This is a genomic window from Conexibacter woesei DSM 14684 (genome assembly GCF_000025265.1).
In the GTDB taxonomy this organism is placed as follows: Bacteria; Actinomycetota; Thermoleophilia; order Solirubrobacterales; family Solirubrobacteraceae; genus Conexibacter; species Conexibacter woesei.
In genome coordinates this window covers 2,984,056-2,999,142 of record NC_013739.1, presented here as the reverse complement: position 1 = coordinate 2,999,142, position 15,087 = coordinate 2,984,056, and the positions used below count along the sequence as shown (strand labels likewise).

The 15,087-nt window shown below is 74.4% G+C and carries 13 protein-coding genes; 5 read left to right on the top strand and 8 right to left on the bottom strand.

Annotated features, from left to right (window positions below; all coding sequences use genetic code 11):
- Positions 1 to 2 precede the first annotated feature (2 nt).
- Positions 3 to 578, top strand: a complete 576-nt coding sequence (locus tag CWOE_RS14015) for a cupin domain-containing protein (protein ID WP_012934280.1) — start codon at positions 3 to 5, stop codon at positions 576 to 578.
- Between the two features lie 23 nt (positions 579 to 601).
- Here the strand turns inward: CWOE_RS14015 and CWOE_RS14010 are convergent, their stop codons facing one another.
- Positions 602 to 1,438 (bottom strand): IclR family transcriptional regulator, encoded by an 837-nt coding sequence (locus CWOE_RS14010; RefSeq protein WP_012934279.1) that lies wholly within the window; start codon positions 1,436 to 1,438, stop codon positions 602 to 604.
- Between the two features lie 200 nt (positions 1,439 to 1,638).
- Between CWOE_RS14010 and CWOE_RS14005 the strand changes: the two genes are divergently transcribed.
- The 4 genes from CWOE_RS14005 to CWOE_RS13990 are packed head-to-tail and all read left to right on the top strand — an operon-like array spanning position 1,639 to position 7,263.
- Positions 1,639 to 2,826, top strand: coding sequence for a cobalamin-independent methionine synthase II family protein (locus CWOE_RS14005; RefSeq protein ID WP_012934278.1), 1,188 nt, complete (start codon positions 1,639 to 1,641; stop codon positions 2,824 to 2,826).
- A 32-nt stretch (positions 2,827 to 2,858) separates the two neighbouring features.
- A complete protein-coding gene (locus CWOE_RS14000; protein WP_012934277.1) occupies positions 2,859 to 4,508 on the top strand; it encodes an MOSC domain-containing protein in 1,650 nt (549 codons plus the stop codon).
- On the top strand, positions 4,505 to 5,782 hold the full coding sequence (locus CWOE_RS13995) for a M20/M25/M40 family metallo-hydrolase (protein WP_012934276.1): 1,278 nt from the start codon (positions 4,505 to 4,507) through the stop codon (positions 5,780 to 5,782). Before CWOE_RS14000 ends, CWOE_RS13995 begins: the two co-directional genes overlap by 4 nt.
- Positions 5,779 to 7,263 carry an aminotransferase class I/II-fold pyridoxal phosphate-dependent enzyme gene (locus CWOE_RS13990; protein WP_012934275.1) on the top strand — a complete coding sequence of 495 codons (1,485 nt, stop codon included), beginning with the start codon at positions 5,779 to 5,781 and terminating at the stop codon, positions 7,261 to 7,263. Before CWOE_RS13995 ends, CWOE_RS13990 begins: the two co-directional genes overlap by 4 nt.
- Before the next feature lie 9 nt (positions 7,264 to 7,272).
- On the opposite strand, the gene CWOE_RS13985 is transcribed toward CWOE_RS13990, so the two are convergent.
- From CWOE_RS13985 to CWOE_RS13955, 7 genes are read right to left on the bottom strand one after another with little or no spacing between them, the layout of a single operon-like run.
- Positions 7,273 to 8,532 (bottom strand): MFS transporter, encoded by a 1,260-nt coding sequence (locus CWOE_RS13985; protein ID WP_081425358.1) that lies wholly within the window; start codon positions 8,530 to 8,532, stop codon positions 7,273 to 7,275.
- Positions 8,529 to 9,635 (bottom strand): EstA family serine hydrolase, encoded by a 1,107-nt coding sequence (locus CWOE_RS13980; protein WP_012934273.1) that lies wholly within the window; start codon positions 9,633 to 9,635, stop codon positions 8,529 to 8,531. Before CWOE_RS13980 ends, CWOE_RS13985 begins: the two co-directional genes overlap by 4 nt.
- Positions 9,632 to 11,143 (bottom strand): amidohydrolase family protein, encoded by a 1,512-nt coding sequence (locus CWOE_RS13975; RefSeq protein WP_012934272.1) that lies wholly within the window; start codon positions 11,141 to 11,143, stop codon positions 9,632 to 9,634. The genes CWOE_RS13980 and CWOE_RS13975 overlap by 4 nt, the downstream gene beginning before the upstream one ends.
- Complete coding sequence (locus tag CWOE_RS13970; protein ID WP_012934271.1) at positions 11,140 to 12,144, bottom strand: ABC transporter ATP-binding protein; 1,005 nt, start codon at positions 12,142 to 12,144, stop codon at positions 11,140 to 11,142. The genes CWOE_RS13975 and CWOE_RS13970 overlap by 4 nt, the downstream gene beginning before the upstream one ends.
- Positions 12,141 to 13,109: an ABC transporter ATP-binding protein gene (locus tag CWOE_RS13965; RefSeq protein WP_012934270.1), complete on the bottom strand. Its 969-nt coding sequence runs from the start codon at positions 13,107 to 13,109 to the stop codon at positions 12,141 to 12,143. The genes CWOE_RS13970 and CWOE_RS13965 overlap by 4 nt, the downstream gene beginning before the upstream one ends.
- On the bottom strand, positions 13,106 to 13,969 hold the full coding sequence (locus CWOE_RS13960) for an ABC transporter permease (RefSeq protein WP_012934269.1): 864 nt from the start codon (positions 13,967 to 13,969) through the stop codon (positions 13,106 to 13,108). Before CWOE_RS13960 ends, CWOE_RS13965 begins: the two co-directional genes overlap by 4 nt.
- Entirely contained in the window at positions 13,966 to 14,991 is a 1,026-nt protein-coding gene (locus CWOE_RS13955; protein WP_012934268.1) for an ABC transporter permease, read from the bottom strand. Before CWOE_RS13955 ends, CWOE_RS13960 begins: the two co-directional genes overlap by 4 nt.
- Positions 14,992 to 15,087: the final 96 nt, after the last annotated feature.

Below are 15,087 nucleotides of genomic sequence, written 5' to 3'. Positions count from 1 at the left end.
CGATGGACCCTGCCGCCGTCACGAGAGAGCAGATGGAGTCGACGCGCGTCGCGCGCTTCGCCGCGCTCGACGCATGGACGATCCAAGACGACCCGATCGTCCCGCAGGAGGCGCGCGACATCTTCCTCGCGCGCAGACTGCGGACCGTGGCCACGCCCGCGGGCCTCGAGGGGCCGTTCGCGAACCCGTCGCCGATCACCGACGTCGAGGGCTTCTCGCTCAACATCGCGATCTGCCCTCCGGGGCAGGGTCCGGGCCTGCACCGTCATCGGCAGACGACCGAGACGTTCACCTGCCTGCGCGGCCGCTTTCGCGTCTACTACGGAGAGCACGGCGAGCACGAGACCTTCCTCGACGAGCTCGACACGATCTCGATCCCGCCCGGCGTGATGCGCGGCTTCCAGAACGTCGGCGACGCCGACGGCCACCTGCAGGTGCTGATCACGGGCGACGTGCGCGATATGAACGACATAACGCTCGCGCCGTCGGTGCTGGAGGCGATCGCCGCCTTCGGGCCCGAGGTCGCCGCTGCGGTCGAGGCGACAGGGAGAACGCCCCCAGTCGTCGCAGCGAACTGAGCGAACGCTCGTCCGCGCCCGGCTCAGTCGGGCGCGGGCGCCGCGCCGTTCACGAAGTACGGTGCCAGCTGGACCGCCGCGACGTCGAGGATCCGCACGGCGATCCGCAGCTGGGTGAGCGTCGCGCGCGCCGTCGGCGCAGACAGCCCGACGCAGTAGTGCGATGGTCCCGCGGCGGACGGGATCGGGACGGTCAGGCAGCGCACCCCGGTCACGTACTCCTCGTCGTCGATCCCGTAGCCGCGCTCGCGCACGATCGCGAGATGGCGCATCAGCTCCGGCACCGTGGCGATCGTCTTCGGCGTGAAGCGCTGCAGCGCATGCCGCCCGCGGTACAGCTCGGCGACCCGCTCGGGCGGCAGCGACGCGAGCAGCATCTTGCCGCCCGAGGAGACGTGCGCCGGCAGCACGGCGCCGCGCGCGACGTCCGCGTGGCGCGTCCCGCTGGGGTGCGTGCGCGCGATCGAGAGCATGCTCGTGCCGGACAGCAGGCCGACGCTGACGGTCTCCTGCACGCGCCGCACCAGGTCGGTGAGGATCCGGTCGACCGACGCCTCCGGCTTGCGGCGTTCGAGGCTCGCATGCCCGACGATCGCCGCCTCGAGGCCGAGGCGGTAGTACCCGGGGTTGCGCGCGTGCTCGACGAAGCCCTCCTCGATCATCGTCCCGAGCAGGCGGTGGACGGTCGCCTTCGGCAGGTTCGCCGCCTGGCACAGCTCGAACAGCGACCATTCCGAGCGCTCGGGCGCCGCCATGATCCGCAGCACGCGCAGCGCGCGGGCGATCGAGCGGACGCTGGGCCGCGCGGGCGGCTCCGGGGACTCGCCGCGCGGAGCGGGCACGGTGGAGAAGCGCGTCACGCGACGCCGCCGATCGTCATCGGCCCATGGTGAGCACCCGCCCGACGCCGCGCAAGCACCGTTTCACCGCGTGGAACCGGCCGCTTCGGCGGCCTGTTCGCATCCCCGTTTCTCGCTGCGGAACGGCCGACCCGGCCGTCGCCCGCAGCAGCGAGCATTGGCGTCGCCAGCCCTTTTGCGATCTCCTCGAGGAGGAGCCGATGAAGACGAGCGACGACCGCATCCTCACGACGCACGTCGGCAGCCTGCCGCGCAGCCAGGCGCTGCTCGACCTGCTCGTGCGCGTGGAGCAGGGCGAGGACGTCGACCGCGACGTCTTCCGCGCGCAGGTCGCCGCAGACCTCGACCACGTCGTCACGCGCCAGCTGGCCGCGGGGGTCGACGTCGGCGGTGACGGCGAGATGCCGCGGATCGGCTTCTCGCAGTACGTCAAGGACCGCATGACCGGCTTCGGCGGCGTCGGCGACCGCGGCACGACGACCGACATCGACAAGTTCCCCGGCTACGCGAAGCTGAAGCGGCTCTCCTCCGACAGCGACCCGGAGTCGAGCACGCGCTACGGCGTGCCGATGGCGCAGGCCCGCGTCGCCTACGACCCCGAGCTGGCCGTCGCCAGGGAGGAGCTGGAGCTGTTCGCCGCGGCGCTCGGGCGCGCAGACAGTGCCTTCGAGGAGACGTTCGTGACCGCCGTCTCCCCCGGTCTCGTCTCGACGACGCTGCTGCTCGACCCCGCCAACCCCGCCTACGCCGACGACCGCGACTACCTCGCCGATCTCTCGCGCGAGCTCAAGCGCGAGTACGACTTCGTCGCCGCGCAGGGTCACGTGCTGCAGATCGACTGCCCCGACCTCGCCTACGAGCGCAACGTGCTCTACCGCGACCGCCCGTGGAGCGACTTCGTCGAGCGGATCGGGTGGCACATCGACGCGCTCAACGACGCACTCGCCGACATCCCCCGCGAGCAGGTGCGGATGCACGTCTGCTGGGGCAACTGGGACGGGCCGCACATCGACGACATCGACCTCGAACCGCTGCTGGAGACCGTCTACCGCGCGAACGTCGGCGCGATCTCGCTCGCGGGCGCAAACCCGAGACACCAGCACGAGTACAAGCTGTTCGCGACGCATCCGCTCCCCGCGGGCACGGTCCTGATCCCGGGCGTGATCGACGTCACCTACAACTACCTCGAACACCCCGAGGTCGTCGCCGACCGCATCTGCCGCTTCGCCGACGCCGTCGGCGACCCGACGCGCGTGATCGCCAGCACCGACTGCGGCTTCAGCACCTTCGCCGGCTACACCATGGTCGCCGAGGACGTCGCCTGGAAGAAGCTCGAGATCCTCGCCGAAGGCGCGCAGATCGCCAGCAAGCGCCTCTTCGGCGCCTGAGCAGCGCGGACCGGCGCACGGAAGCGACGGGAATGACGAACGCCCACGTCCGCACCGTCTGCGTCGGCCGCCCGCGCACCGTGACGTGGAAGGGCAGCGACGTCGCGACAGGCATCTTCAAGGCGCCGGTCGACGGCCGCGTCGCTGTCCGGCAGCTCAACCTCGACGGCGACGGCCAGGCCGACCTCGTCGCCCACGGCGGGCCCGACAAGGCCGTCTACGCCTACCCGGCCGAGCACTACCCGTTCTGGTCGCGGACGCTCGGCCGTGAGCTGGAGGCCGGCAGCTTCGGCGAGAACCTGCTCGTCGGCGGGCTGCTCGAAGACGAGCTGGCGATCGGCGACGTGCTGCGCTTCGGCGACTGCGTGCTGCAGGTGACCGAGCCGCGCGTCAGCTGCTACAAGCTCGCGCTGCGGCTCGACCGCGCCGACATGCCCGCGCTGCTGATGGAGGAGCGCCGCACCGGCTTCTACCTGCGCGTGATCGAGGAGGGCTCAGTCGCAGCCGGCGACGCGATCGAGCTGCTGCGGCGCGACCCGAGCCGGCTCACCGTCGCCGAGCTGGTCCGCCTGCGGCTCGACACCGGCCCCGAGGAGCTGGAGGCAGTCGAGCGCGCGCTGGAGCATGCGCCGCTGAGCGAGGAGTGGCGCAGCCACCTGGAGAAGGTCGCGCGCCGGCTCGCCGAGCCGCAGCGCCCTGCGCCCGTCAGCGTGCCGCCCCGCGCCGTGCGGCTCGCCGAGCGGGTCGCGGTCACCGACGACGTCCTCGCGCTGACGTGGGAGGCGGCCGACGACGCGCCGCTGACCCCCTTCCAGGGCGGCCAGTTCGTGACGCTGGAGGTCCCGCTCGACGACGGCCGCGCCCACCGCTCCTACTCGCTCGTCGGCGCCGCCGGCGACGCCGCCTACCGCGTGATGGTGAAGCGCGACGCGGGTCCCGGCTCCCAAGCGCTGCACGACCGCGTCCGCGTCGGCGACGTGCTGAGCTGCAGCGCGCCCAACGGCGTCTTCACGCTGCCGCCCGGCGAGGAGCCGCTGGCGTTCGTCGCCGGCGGGATCGGGGTGACGCCGTTCCGCGGGATGCTCGCGACGCTCGAACGCACGGGCGCCGGTCGGCCGGTGTGGCTGTTCGCCAGCGCGCGCAGCGCCGCGGACGAGATCGACGGCGCCTGGCTGCGCGGTCTGGCACAGCGGCTGCCGTCGTTTGCGTACGTGCCGCGGGTGACGAGTCGCGACGGCCGGCTGACGGCCGAGCAGCTCGTCGCCGCGGTCCCGCCGGAGACGCGCTTCATGATCTGCGGGCCGCAGCAGATGGTCGAGCGGCTGCCCATCGCGCTCGCCGAGGCGGGCGTCGCGCCGGAGCGGATCGCGGTCGAGTCGTTCGTCTCGGCCGCGCGCATGGCCGACGCGGTGACGGTGCCCGAAGGCGGGCTGTACGTCTCGTTCGCGCGCTCCGCGCGCTTCTGCCTCTGGACCGATCCGACGCTGACGCTGCTGGAGCTGGCAGAGGCCAACCGCGTCCGGATCCCATCGAGCTGCCGGGTCGGGACGTGCGGCACGTGCGCGACGCGCGTGCTCGACGGCGAGGTCCAGCAGCTCGGCGACGCGACCGCCCCGCACGCCGACGACGAATGCCTTCCCTGCATCGCTGTCCCCCGAACGAAAGTGACGCTCGACGTATGACCGCAGCAGACCGGACCACCGTCGCCGACCTGACGCCGCGCGCGCTCGCCGTGCTCGACGCGGGCGCGATCGAGCGCGACCTCTGCCGGCTCGTGCGTGTGCCGTCGCCGACCGGCGACGAGCGCGCGGCGCTGGAGCTGCTCGGCGAGCTGTGCACCGAGCGCGGGATCGACGCGACGCTGCACGAGCACGACGTCGCGGCGCTGCGGCTCGCCGACGGCTACCCGGGCGAGGAGGCCGGCCGCAGCGAGCTGCTCGGCCTGACGGCGGACGTCGCCGGCCACGGCGGCGCGCGCCTGTGCCTCGCCGGCCATCTCGACGTCGTCGACCCTGGCGCCGCCGAGTGGACGCACGGGCCGTGGAGCGGCGCCGTCGTCGACGGCGCGGTGCACGGCCGCGGCGCCGTCGACATGAAGGGCGGCGTCGTGGCGGCGCTGCACGCGATCGGCGCGGTGCGCGACGCGGCGGGAGCGGACGGGCCGCCGTGCGACCTGACGCTGCTCGGCCTCTCCTCCGAGGAGGACGGCGGCCTCGGCGCGTTCGCGCAGCTGGCGCGCGACGACCGCTTCGACGGCTGCGTGATCCCCGAGCCGACCGACTTCCGGGTGATCGCCGCCCACGGCGGGGCGCTGACGTTCACGGGCGAGGTCGGCGGCGTCTCGGCGCACGCCGCGTTCCGGCTCGCCGGCGTCTCGGCGATCGATCGCTACCTGCCGATCCACGGCGCGCTCGCCGAGCTGGAGCAGCGGCTCAACCGCGACGTCTCCGACCCGCTGATGGCGCAGCTGGAGCTGCCCTATCCGCTCTCGGTCGGCCGCGTCCAGGCAGGAAGGTGGTCGAGCCAGGTGCCCGACCGGCTGGAGTTCGAGGGCCGCGTCGGCGTGCCGGTCGGCAGCGGCGCTGCGGAGGTCCGGAAGCTGGTCGAGTCGACCGTGCAGGCGGCGGCCGGCGACGGCCCGCCGGTGCGGCTGCGCTGGACCGGCGGGCAGTTCGGCGCCGGCGCGACGCCGGTCGAGCATCCGCTGACGCAGCTCGTCGCCCGCTCGCTCGGGGCCGAGACGAGCCCGCAGGCCACCGCGGCGCCGATCGCCGGCATCAGCTACGGCGCGGACATGCGCCTCTTCACCGAGCGCGGCATCCCGTGCGTGCTGGCCGGCCCCGGCCCGTCGCGCCTGGCGCACGCCGTCGACGAGCACGTGCTCGTCGCCGACGTGCTGCGGACCGCGCGGATGCTCGTGCGGACGATCGCGGGCTTCGGCGCGGTGGCACGATGAGCGGCGCCGGCGACCAGCGCGAGATGCCGTACCTGCGCTCCCTGCTCGAACACGCCGAGCTGGATCCGGGGCGCTACAACGTGCCGGCGCACCGCGGTGGGCCGCGAGCGCCGCGCGCGCTCGTGGACGCGCTCGGGGAACGGGCGCTGGCACTCGACATCCCGCCGCTCGTGTGGGGGATCGACGACGGCCCGCGGCCGACGCCGTTCGAGCAGGCGCAGCTGCTGGCGGCGGAGGCGTGGGGCGCGCAGCGGACGTGGTTCCTGCTCAACGGCGCCTCGCAGGCCAACCACGTCGCGTCGCTGGCGCTCGCGCAGCGCGGCAGGCACGTGCTGATGCAGCGCAACGTGCACTCGAGCGCGATCGACGGGCTGACGCTGTCCGGGCTCGAGCCGCGCTTCGTGCTGCCGGAGGTCGACGAGGCGATGGGCATCGCCCACTGCCTGCTGCCGGAGACGCTCGACGCGGCGCTGCGCGAGGACGCGGACGTCAGCGGCGTGATCGTCGTCTCGCCGACCTACTACGGGATGGCGGCGGACGTCGAGGGGCTGGTGGCGGTCGCCCACCGCCACGGCGTGCCGATCGTGGTCGACCAGGCGTGGGGCGCGCACTTCGCCTTCCACGACGAGCTGCCGCTGGACGCGCTTGCCGCCGGCGCCGACCTCGTCATCTCCAGCACACACAAGCTGCTCGGGAGCCTGACGCAGTCGGCGATGCTGCACCTCGGGCCGGACTCGATGCTCGATCAGGAGACCGTCGACCGCGCGGTGACGATGCTCGACTCGACGAGCCCGAACGCATTGCTGGGCGCGTCGCTCGACGCTGCGCGCCAACGCGCGGCGGTCGACGGGCGCGAGCTGATCGGCGCGACGCTGCGGGCGCTGGAGCGGATCCGCGCGGACGTCCAGGCGCTCCCCGGCGTCGACGTGCTCGACGAGCGCCTCGTCGGACGGATGGGGATCGCGGCGATCGACCCCTTCCGCATGGCGATCGACGTCAGCGGGACCGGGCGCAGCGGGATCGAGCTGCAGCCGCTGCTGCGCACGACCCGTGGCGTGTTCGTCGAGCTGGCGTCCGCGCACGCGCTCGTCGCGATCTTCAGCATCGGCGACGAGGAGGGCGACGGCGAGCGGCTCGTCGCGGCGCTGCGCGACGCGCTGGAGGCGAGCGAGGGCGCGCCGGCGACCAGGGCGCTGCTGGCGCCGCGGTACGGCCCGCTCGCGATCTCGCCGCGCGCGACGTTCCTCGCACGCCACGAGCACGTCCCGTTGGAGCAGGCGAGCGGCCGCATCTGCGCCGAGTCGCTGGCCGTCTACCCTCCCGGCATCCCGAACGTGCTCGCGGGCGAGGAGCTCACCCCCGCGATCGTCGCGTTCCTCGCCGCCTCCGTCGCGAGCGGCAGCATGGTGCGCGGCGCCAGCGACCGCAGCCTGCGGACGCTGCGCGTCGTCGTCACCGACGACGACACGCGCGCGGAGTGAGGCGTCAGCTCACGTGACCGCTGCCGCGGCCCGTGACGGCCGCGGCAGCGACAGCGCCAGCAGCGCGGCGACGATCGAGAAGGCCGGCAGGGTCAACAGCACCGTCGTGACGCTCGTCGCGTCGGCGAGCACGGCGAGCGCGGTCGCCAGCGCGCCGCCGAGCCCGATCGCGAGCCCGAGCGTGACGCCCGAGGCCAGTCCGCTGCGGCCGGGCAGATACGACTGCCCGAGCACGACCGTCGTCGCGAACGGCGCGTCGCCGAAGACGCCGATCGCGAACAGCAGCACAAAGCAGCCGGCGAGCCCGGCGAGCGGGAGCAGCGCGAGCAGCAGCGTCAGCGGCACCATCGCGCCGACCAGCACCAGCCGCCATCCCCAGCGGTCCGCGCAGCGGCTGCCGAGCAGCGTGCCGAGCGCGCCGGCGCCGAGCATCAGCGTCAGCGCCACGCTCGCGGCGCCGTCGCCCGCATGGAGCCGGTCGATCAGGTAGATCGGGACGAGCGCCTGCAGCGTGAAGAAGGCGCCTGTGCGGACCACCGCCGCCCCGGCGAGCCGCGTGAACGGGCCCCACTCCGCGGGCGCGGGCGCGGCAGCGGATGCGAGCGGGGACGCGAGCGCGGGCGCAGACGCGAGCGCGGGCGCCGCGCCGTGCGGGCGCGGGTGCAGCGCCGACCGCCCAGTCGACGCCGCCAACCTCCGCAGGTCCCGCATCCGCGCGAGCAGCAGTCCCGCCGCGACCAGCCCCGGCAGCGCCAGCAGCGGCGAGGCGCGCAGGCCGAGCACGCCGACGACGAGCAGCACCGCGAGCGGACCGACCGCGAAGCCGACGTTCCCGCCGACCGAGAAGTAGCCCATCCCGCGTGCGCTCCCGCCGCCGGCGAGGCCCGCCAGGCGCGCGCCCTCGGGATGGAACAGCGCGACGCCGAGGCCGCTGACGGTCACCGCGACCGCCAGCTCGGCGTAGGAGTCGCACAGCCCGACAGCGCCGAGCCCCAGCCCGCCGATCGCGACCCCCAGCGGCGCCAGCAGCGGCGCCGACAGGCGATCGGACCAGATCCCGAACAGCGGCTGGACGATCGACGAGCCGATCGTCGCGAACAGGACGAGCGCCGTCGCCGATGCGAGGTCGAGCCCGCGCTGCGCGATCAACGCCGGTAGCAGCGCCGGGACCGCGCCCTGGCAGAGGTCGGTGCAGCCGTGCCCGACCGACAGCCAGCCCATCGCGCGCCGGTCGACGCGCGACCGCGCAGGTCCCGCGACGTCGCTCACCGCAGCGAGCCGCGCACCGCATCGACCAGCGCCCGGCAGCGGCCGTCGCCGTCGAGCGAGTTGGTCGTGTACCCGAAGCCGAGCCCGGCGTCCGGGTCGGCCGCGCCGAGGGAGCCGCCGAGGCCGTAGTGGCCGAACCCGTTCGGGCCGCCCATCGGGTGCGTCGCGTCGTCCAGCGAGAGTCCGAGCGCCATCCGCATCGGCCGGTCGGTGAGGCCGCAGACGCCCGCCCACTGCTGCTCGCGCAGCGTGTCGACCGCGGCCGGGCTCAGGATCGGCCCGCCGCCGGTCGCGAGCGTGCCGTACAGCTGCGCGAGCGCGCTGGCCGTGACGTAGCCGCCGCCGGTGGCGTTGCCGCTCTGCTTGAACGCGTCGCGGCTGAAGAACTCCGGGTCGTGCGGAACCGGCCTCCAGGCACGCGACAGCCTGCCGTCGCCGGAGAAGATCGCCGCCATCACCGGGTTCGGCGGCATGTGGGTCTCCGCGATCCGGTCGAGGTCCGCGGCGGCGACGCCGAGGTGGGCGTCCAGCCCGAGCGGCGCGGCGACCTCGTCGGCGAAGACCTTGGCGACGCTGCGGCCGTCGGCTCTGCGCACCAGCTCGTCGAGCAGCGGGCCGAACGTCGAGGAGTGGTAGGCGCCCTGGGTGCCCGGCTCCCAGGCGGGCGCCTGCTGTTCCAGCGCGCGCGCCATCGGCTCGTGCTCGAACAGCGTCTCGGGCGGAGCGGCGTCGGCGTAGACGAGCGCGGCGAGGCCGCCGAGCAGCGTCCGCACCGTGATCGCCGCCTTGCCGGCGGCGGCGAACTCGGGCCAGTAGTCGGCGACCGGGCGGTCCAGCTCGATCGTGCCGCGGTCGACCATGACGTGGACGCAGATCGCGGCCAGGCCCTTCGTCGCGGACTGGATCGGGCTCAGCGTGTCTTCGCGCCACGGCGTCGGCTCGGCGATCGTCGGCGAGCCGCCCCACAGCTCGACGACGGGCTCGCCGTCGAGCCACACGCTCACCGCTCCCCCGCCGAGCGCCTGCCCGCGCAGCCCCTCCTCGAACGCTTCGCGCACGTGCGCGAAGCGGTCCTCGCAATGCCCTTGCACGATGTCGGTCATGCAGCTCCTCTCGTTCGTTCGTGGTGCCAGCCGAAACGGCGCGTCGCGAACGCGGTGACGGCGGCGACGTAGCGGTCGCGCAGCTCCTCCTCGTCGAGGAACGTCGCGCGCCCGTCGGCGAGCAGGATCCGCCCCGCGACGAGCACGGTGTCGACGTCGGTCGATCCGCCGAGCAGCAGGAAGCCCTCCAGCGGCCGGGCGCGCAGCAGGTAGCGCCAGTCGTCGACGCGCACGAGCACGACGTCGGCCTGCTTGCCGGCCTCCAGACTGCCGATCTCGTCCTGCCAGCGCAGCCCGCGGGCGGCGATCCGTGTCGCCATCGCGAGCGCGTCGGTCGGCCGCACGAGCGTGTTGTCGGCCGCCTGCTCGTTGTGCGCCAGCCACGCCTGCGTCATCGCCTCCGTCATCCCTCCGAGCGGCAGCCCCTCGCCGTCGGTCGACAGCGAGACGTCGAGCCCGGCCTCGCGCAGCGCGGCGATCAGCCCGGTCTCGCTCAGCGTCGACTCGCCGGTCGTGCCGTACTTCGCCGGCGCATGGTTGACGTGCACGCCGGCGTCGAGCAGCAGCAGGCGCTCGTCGTCGTCGGCGAAGGCGCAGTGGACCGCGAGCAGCCGCTCGTTCAGCAGCCCGAGGTCGGCGAAGCGGCGGATCGAGCTGGCGCCGTACGCCTCGCGCACGACCTCCGCCTCGTGGCGCAGCGCGCCGATGTGCGTCGCGAACGGCGTGTCGAAGCGGGCGACCAGCTCGGCGATGCCGGCGCCGAGCGCGTCGGTCATGTTCGGCGGGTAGACGACCGACGGCATCGCCCGCAGCCGCCCGCTCGTGTCCGCCGCGCAGACGTGCAGCAGCGCCTCGATCCGGCTCAGGACGGCGTCGGCGTCGCGCGTGCGGCGGTGCCGCCGCTCGCCCGGCGGGCAGGCCGCGTCGCTGCCCCAGACGCTGACCGCGCCGCGCAGCCCGAGCGCGCGCGTCGCCGCGACGATCGCCTCCGGGCGGTTGGTCGAGCCGACGTCGCCGAACGTCGTCGTGCCGCTGCGCAGCTGCGTCCACAGCGAGTAGCGCGCGATCGCCTCGGCCTCGTCGGGGTCGAGCGCGGCGGCGATGTCGTAGCGGTCGTCGAACGCGACCGACAGCCGCCGCACGTCGCCGCCGCGCGCGAACGCGCCGACCGGGTCGGCGTGGTCGTGCGGCGCGCGCGTGCTGCCGACGCCGGGCGCGAGCCGCAGCGCGAAGCCCTCGTGCCAGTGCGCGTTGACGAAGCCGGGCAGCGCCATCATGCCGCGGCCGTCGAGCGTACGAAGCCCGTCGCGCACGTGCGCGTCGAGGCGCGCGACCGCCGCGTCGACCGTCGCCGTGTCGCCGACGGCGGCGATCCGGTCGCCGACGACAAGCAGCGAGCCGGCCGGGTGGACGCGCTCCTCGGCGTCCGCGGTGCAGACGAACGCGTCGCGGATCAGCAGGGCGGGGTCGCGCGCCGGCAGGCCGGCGTCGGGGTCGAGCGGGCTCATCGCGTCGCGAGCCGCGCGACCTGCGCGCCCGGCACGTAGCGGTGGCAGCGCACGAGGTGGCCGTCGCCGTCGGTGACCGCCTGTGCGACCGGCCGCTCGGTCGCGCAGCGCGCGTCGGCGAGCGGGCAGCGCGTGCGGAAGCGGCAGCCGCTCGGCGGGTCGGCCGGGCTCGGGATGTCGCCGCCGAGCACGATCCGCGAGCGCGACCGCTGCGCCGCGGGGTCGGGCAGCGGCGCGGCTGAGATCAGCGCCTGCGTGTAGGGATGCTGCGGGCGCGCGAACAGCTCGCGGCGCGGTCCCTCCTCGACGATCTGGCCGAGGTACATCACCGCGACGCGATCGGAGACGTGCTCGACGACCGACAGGTCGTGGCTGATGAACAGGCACGCGAAGCCGCGCTCAGCCTGCAGGTCGGCGAGCAGGTTGAGGACGGCCGCGCGGACGGAGACGTCGAGCGCGGAGACCGGCTCGTCGGCGACCAGCAGGCGCGGCTCCAGCACGAGCGCCCGCGCGATCCCGACGCGCTGCCGCTGCCCGCCGGAAAGCTCGTGCGGGAAGCGGTCGCCCAGCTCGTGCGCGAGGCCGACGCGCTCGAAGATCGCCGCCGTCCGGCGGCCGCGCTCCTCCCCCGCGACGCCCTGGAGCCGCAGCGGCTCGGCGACCGCCTGGCCGACCGTCAGCCGCGGGTTCAGCGCGGCGAGCGTGTCCTGCAGGACCATGTGGACGTCGCGCCGCAGCGGCCGCATCGCACGCCGGTCGAGATGCGTGATGTCGCGTCCGAGCAGCTCGATGCGGCCGGCAGTCGGCTCGATCAGCCGCACCGCGCAGCGGGCGAGCGTCGACTTGCCGCTGCCCGACTCGCCGACCACGCCCAGCACCTCGCCGGCACGCAGCTCGAGGCTCACGTCGTCGACGGCGCGCACGGGGCGGCCGCGGCCGGCGCGCGAGCTGAACTCGTGGCGCAGGCCGGTGATCGTCAGGACGTTGGCGTCGTCGTTCACGACCCCTCCCAGGGGTGCAGGCAGGTGACGCTGCCGCGGCCGGCGCGCGCCGGCTCGGGCCGCTTGCGGTGGCAGTCGGCGCGCACGCGCGTGCAGCGCTCGGCGAAGCTGCAGCTCGTCGCGGGCTCGGCGAGCGACGGCACGATGCCGTCGATCTCGGTCAGGCGGGCGCGCGTCGCGCCGCCGGGGGTCGGCGTCGCGGCCAACAGCGCGCGCGTGTACGGGTGACGCGGACGCGCGAACAGCTCGGTCACGTCGCCCTCCTCGACGGCGCGCCCGGCGTACATCACGATCGCGCGGTCGGCGAGATCTGCGACGACGCCGAGGTCGTGCGTGATCAGCAGCAGGCCCATCCCGCGCCGCGCGACGAGGTCGCGCAGCAGCTCGAGGATCGTCGCCTGGACCGTCGCGTCGAGCGCAGTCGTCGGCTCGTCGGCGACGAGCACACGGGGGTCGCCGGCGAGCGCGATCGCGATCATCACGCGCTGGCACATGCCGCCGGAGAGCTGGTGCGGGAACTCGCGCGCGCGGCGCTCGGGGTCGGCGATGCCGACCTCCTCCAGCAGCGCGACCGCGGCCGCGCCCGCCTCCCTGCGGCGCATCCTGCGGTGACGCCGCAGCGACTCCTCGACCTGGCGGCCGACGCTGACGACGGGGTTGAGCGAGCTGATCGGCTCCTGGAAGACGATCCCGACCTTGCGGCCGCGCACCTGCGTCAGCTCGCGCTCGCTCAGCCCCGTCACCTCGCGGCCCTCGACGACGATCGAGCCGCCCGTCTGCGCCGTCCGCGGCAGCAGCCGCAGGATCGCCTTCGCGACGGTGCTCTTGCCGCAGCCGGACTCGCCGACGAGCGCCAGCACCTCGCCGGGCGCGATCGCGAACGACAGCCCGTCGACGGCACAGGTGCCGCGCCCGCCGCGCCGGAACGCGACGCTCAGCTCCGAGACGGTGAGGGTCTCGCTCATTCGGCCACCTTCGGGTCGAGCTCGTCGCGCAGGCTGTCGCCGAGCAGGTTGAACGCGAGGCTGATCAGCGCGATCGTCGCGCCGGGCACGATCGCCAGCCACGGCGCGCGCTCCACGAACGGCTGCGCGCTGGAGAGCATCGCGCCCCACGTCGGCGTCGGCGGCGCGACGCCGATGCCGAGGAACGACAGCAGCGCCTCGCCGATGATCGCGATCGGGATCATCAGCGACGTCTGCACGACGAGCACGCCCGACAGGTTCGGCACGAGGTAGCGGAACAGGATCGTGCGATCGCCGGCGCCGTCGAGCACCGCGGCCGCGACGAAGTCGCGCTCGCGCAGCGACAGCACCTCGCCGCGGATCAGGCGCAGCAGCCACGGCAGCTGCGCGACCGCCAGCGCCAGCACGACGGTCGCGACCGTGTGCCCGAGGATCGTCACCAGCATGATCGCGGTGATCACGTAGGGGAACGCGAGCAGCAGGTCGGTCGTGCGCGAGATCGCGACGTCGGTCCAGCCGCGGCGGTAGCCGGCCAGCAGGCCGAGCGGGAGCGCGAGCGTCAGCGCCAGCGCCGTGCTCGCGACGCCGACGACGAGCGAGACGCGGCCGCCGTAGAGCAGGCGCGCGAGGATGTCGCGGCCGAGGTCGTCGGTTCCCAGCAGGTGGTCTCCCGACGGCCCCGCCAGCAGCGCGCCGTAGTCCTGCGTCGCGGGGTCCTGCACCAGCAGCGGAGCCAGCAGCGCCAGCAGCGCGAACGCGCCGATCACGACGAGGCAGACGAACGCGACCGGCCGCCGCGCGACGCGCCGCAGCGCGCTGCGGCGCCGCGGCGGCGCCGGGGCGAGCGCGACCGCGCTCACGACGGGTCCCCCGCCGCCCCGACGCGCGGGTCGGCGACCGAGTAGAGCACGTCGACGGCGAAGTTGATCAGCACGTAGCCGACCGCCATCACGAGCGCGACCGCCTGCACGACCGCGTAGTCGCGCGCATGCACGCCGTCGAGCAGCAGGGTTCCCAGCCCCGGCAGCACGAACAGGTGCTCGGCGACGACGGCGCCGGAGATCAGCGCCCCGAGCTGCAGGCCGGTCAGCGTCAGCAGCGGGATCATGCAGTTGCGCAGCGCGTGCCCGACGACGACGCGGTATGGCGGCAGCCCCTTCGAGCGCGCCGTGCGGACGTAGTCGGACTGCAGCGCGTCGACCATCGAGGAGCGCATCTGCCGCAGCAGCACCGCCGCCATCATCGTGCCGAGCATCCAGACCGGCAGGATCATGTCGCGCAGGTTCGCGACCGGGTCCTCCATGAACGGCGTGAAGCCGGACGCCGGCAGCCAGCCGAGGTTGACGGCGAACAGCAGCACGAGCATCAGCCCGAGCCAGAAGTTCGGCAGCGAGATGCCCAGCAGGCCGATCGCCGTGACGGCGTAGTCGGCCGCGCGCCCGCGGAAGAGGGCGGCGAGCACGCCGGCGCCGACGCCGATCGTGACCGCCAGCAGCATGCTCATCACGGCCAGCTGGAGCGTGACCGGCAGCCGCTCGCCGATCATCCGCGCGACCGGCAGGTCGCTGCTGGCGGAGGTGCCGAGGTCGCCCTGGATCGCGCGCTCGACGTAGCGCAGGTACTGCACCGGCAGCGACGCGTCGAGCCCGTAGCGCTCGCGCGCCTGCTCCAGCATCGCCGGCGTCGGGCGGCCTGCGCCGGCGCCGGCCATCGTCAGCGCGGGATCGCCCGGCAGCGCCCGCGCACTCGCGAACACGAGCACCGAGGCGAGCGCGATCGTCAGCAGCGAGATGCCGAAGCGGCGGACGAGCCAGCCCGCCCCGGTCCAGCGCCGACGAGCCGGCGCCGCCGGGGCGATCGTGTCGAGTGCGGCGGCCGACATCAGTCCGCGACGACGCCGGCGACGATGGCGGCGCACAGCACCCCGACGACGGCCGCCGCTGCTGCTGGTTTGCCGATGAGCATGAGACCTCCACAG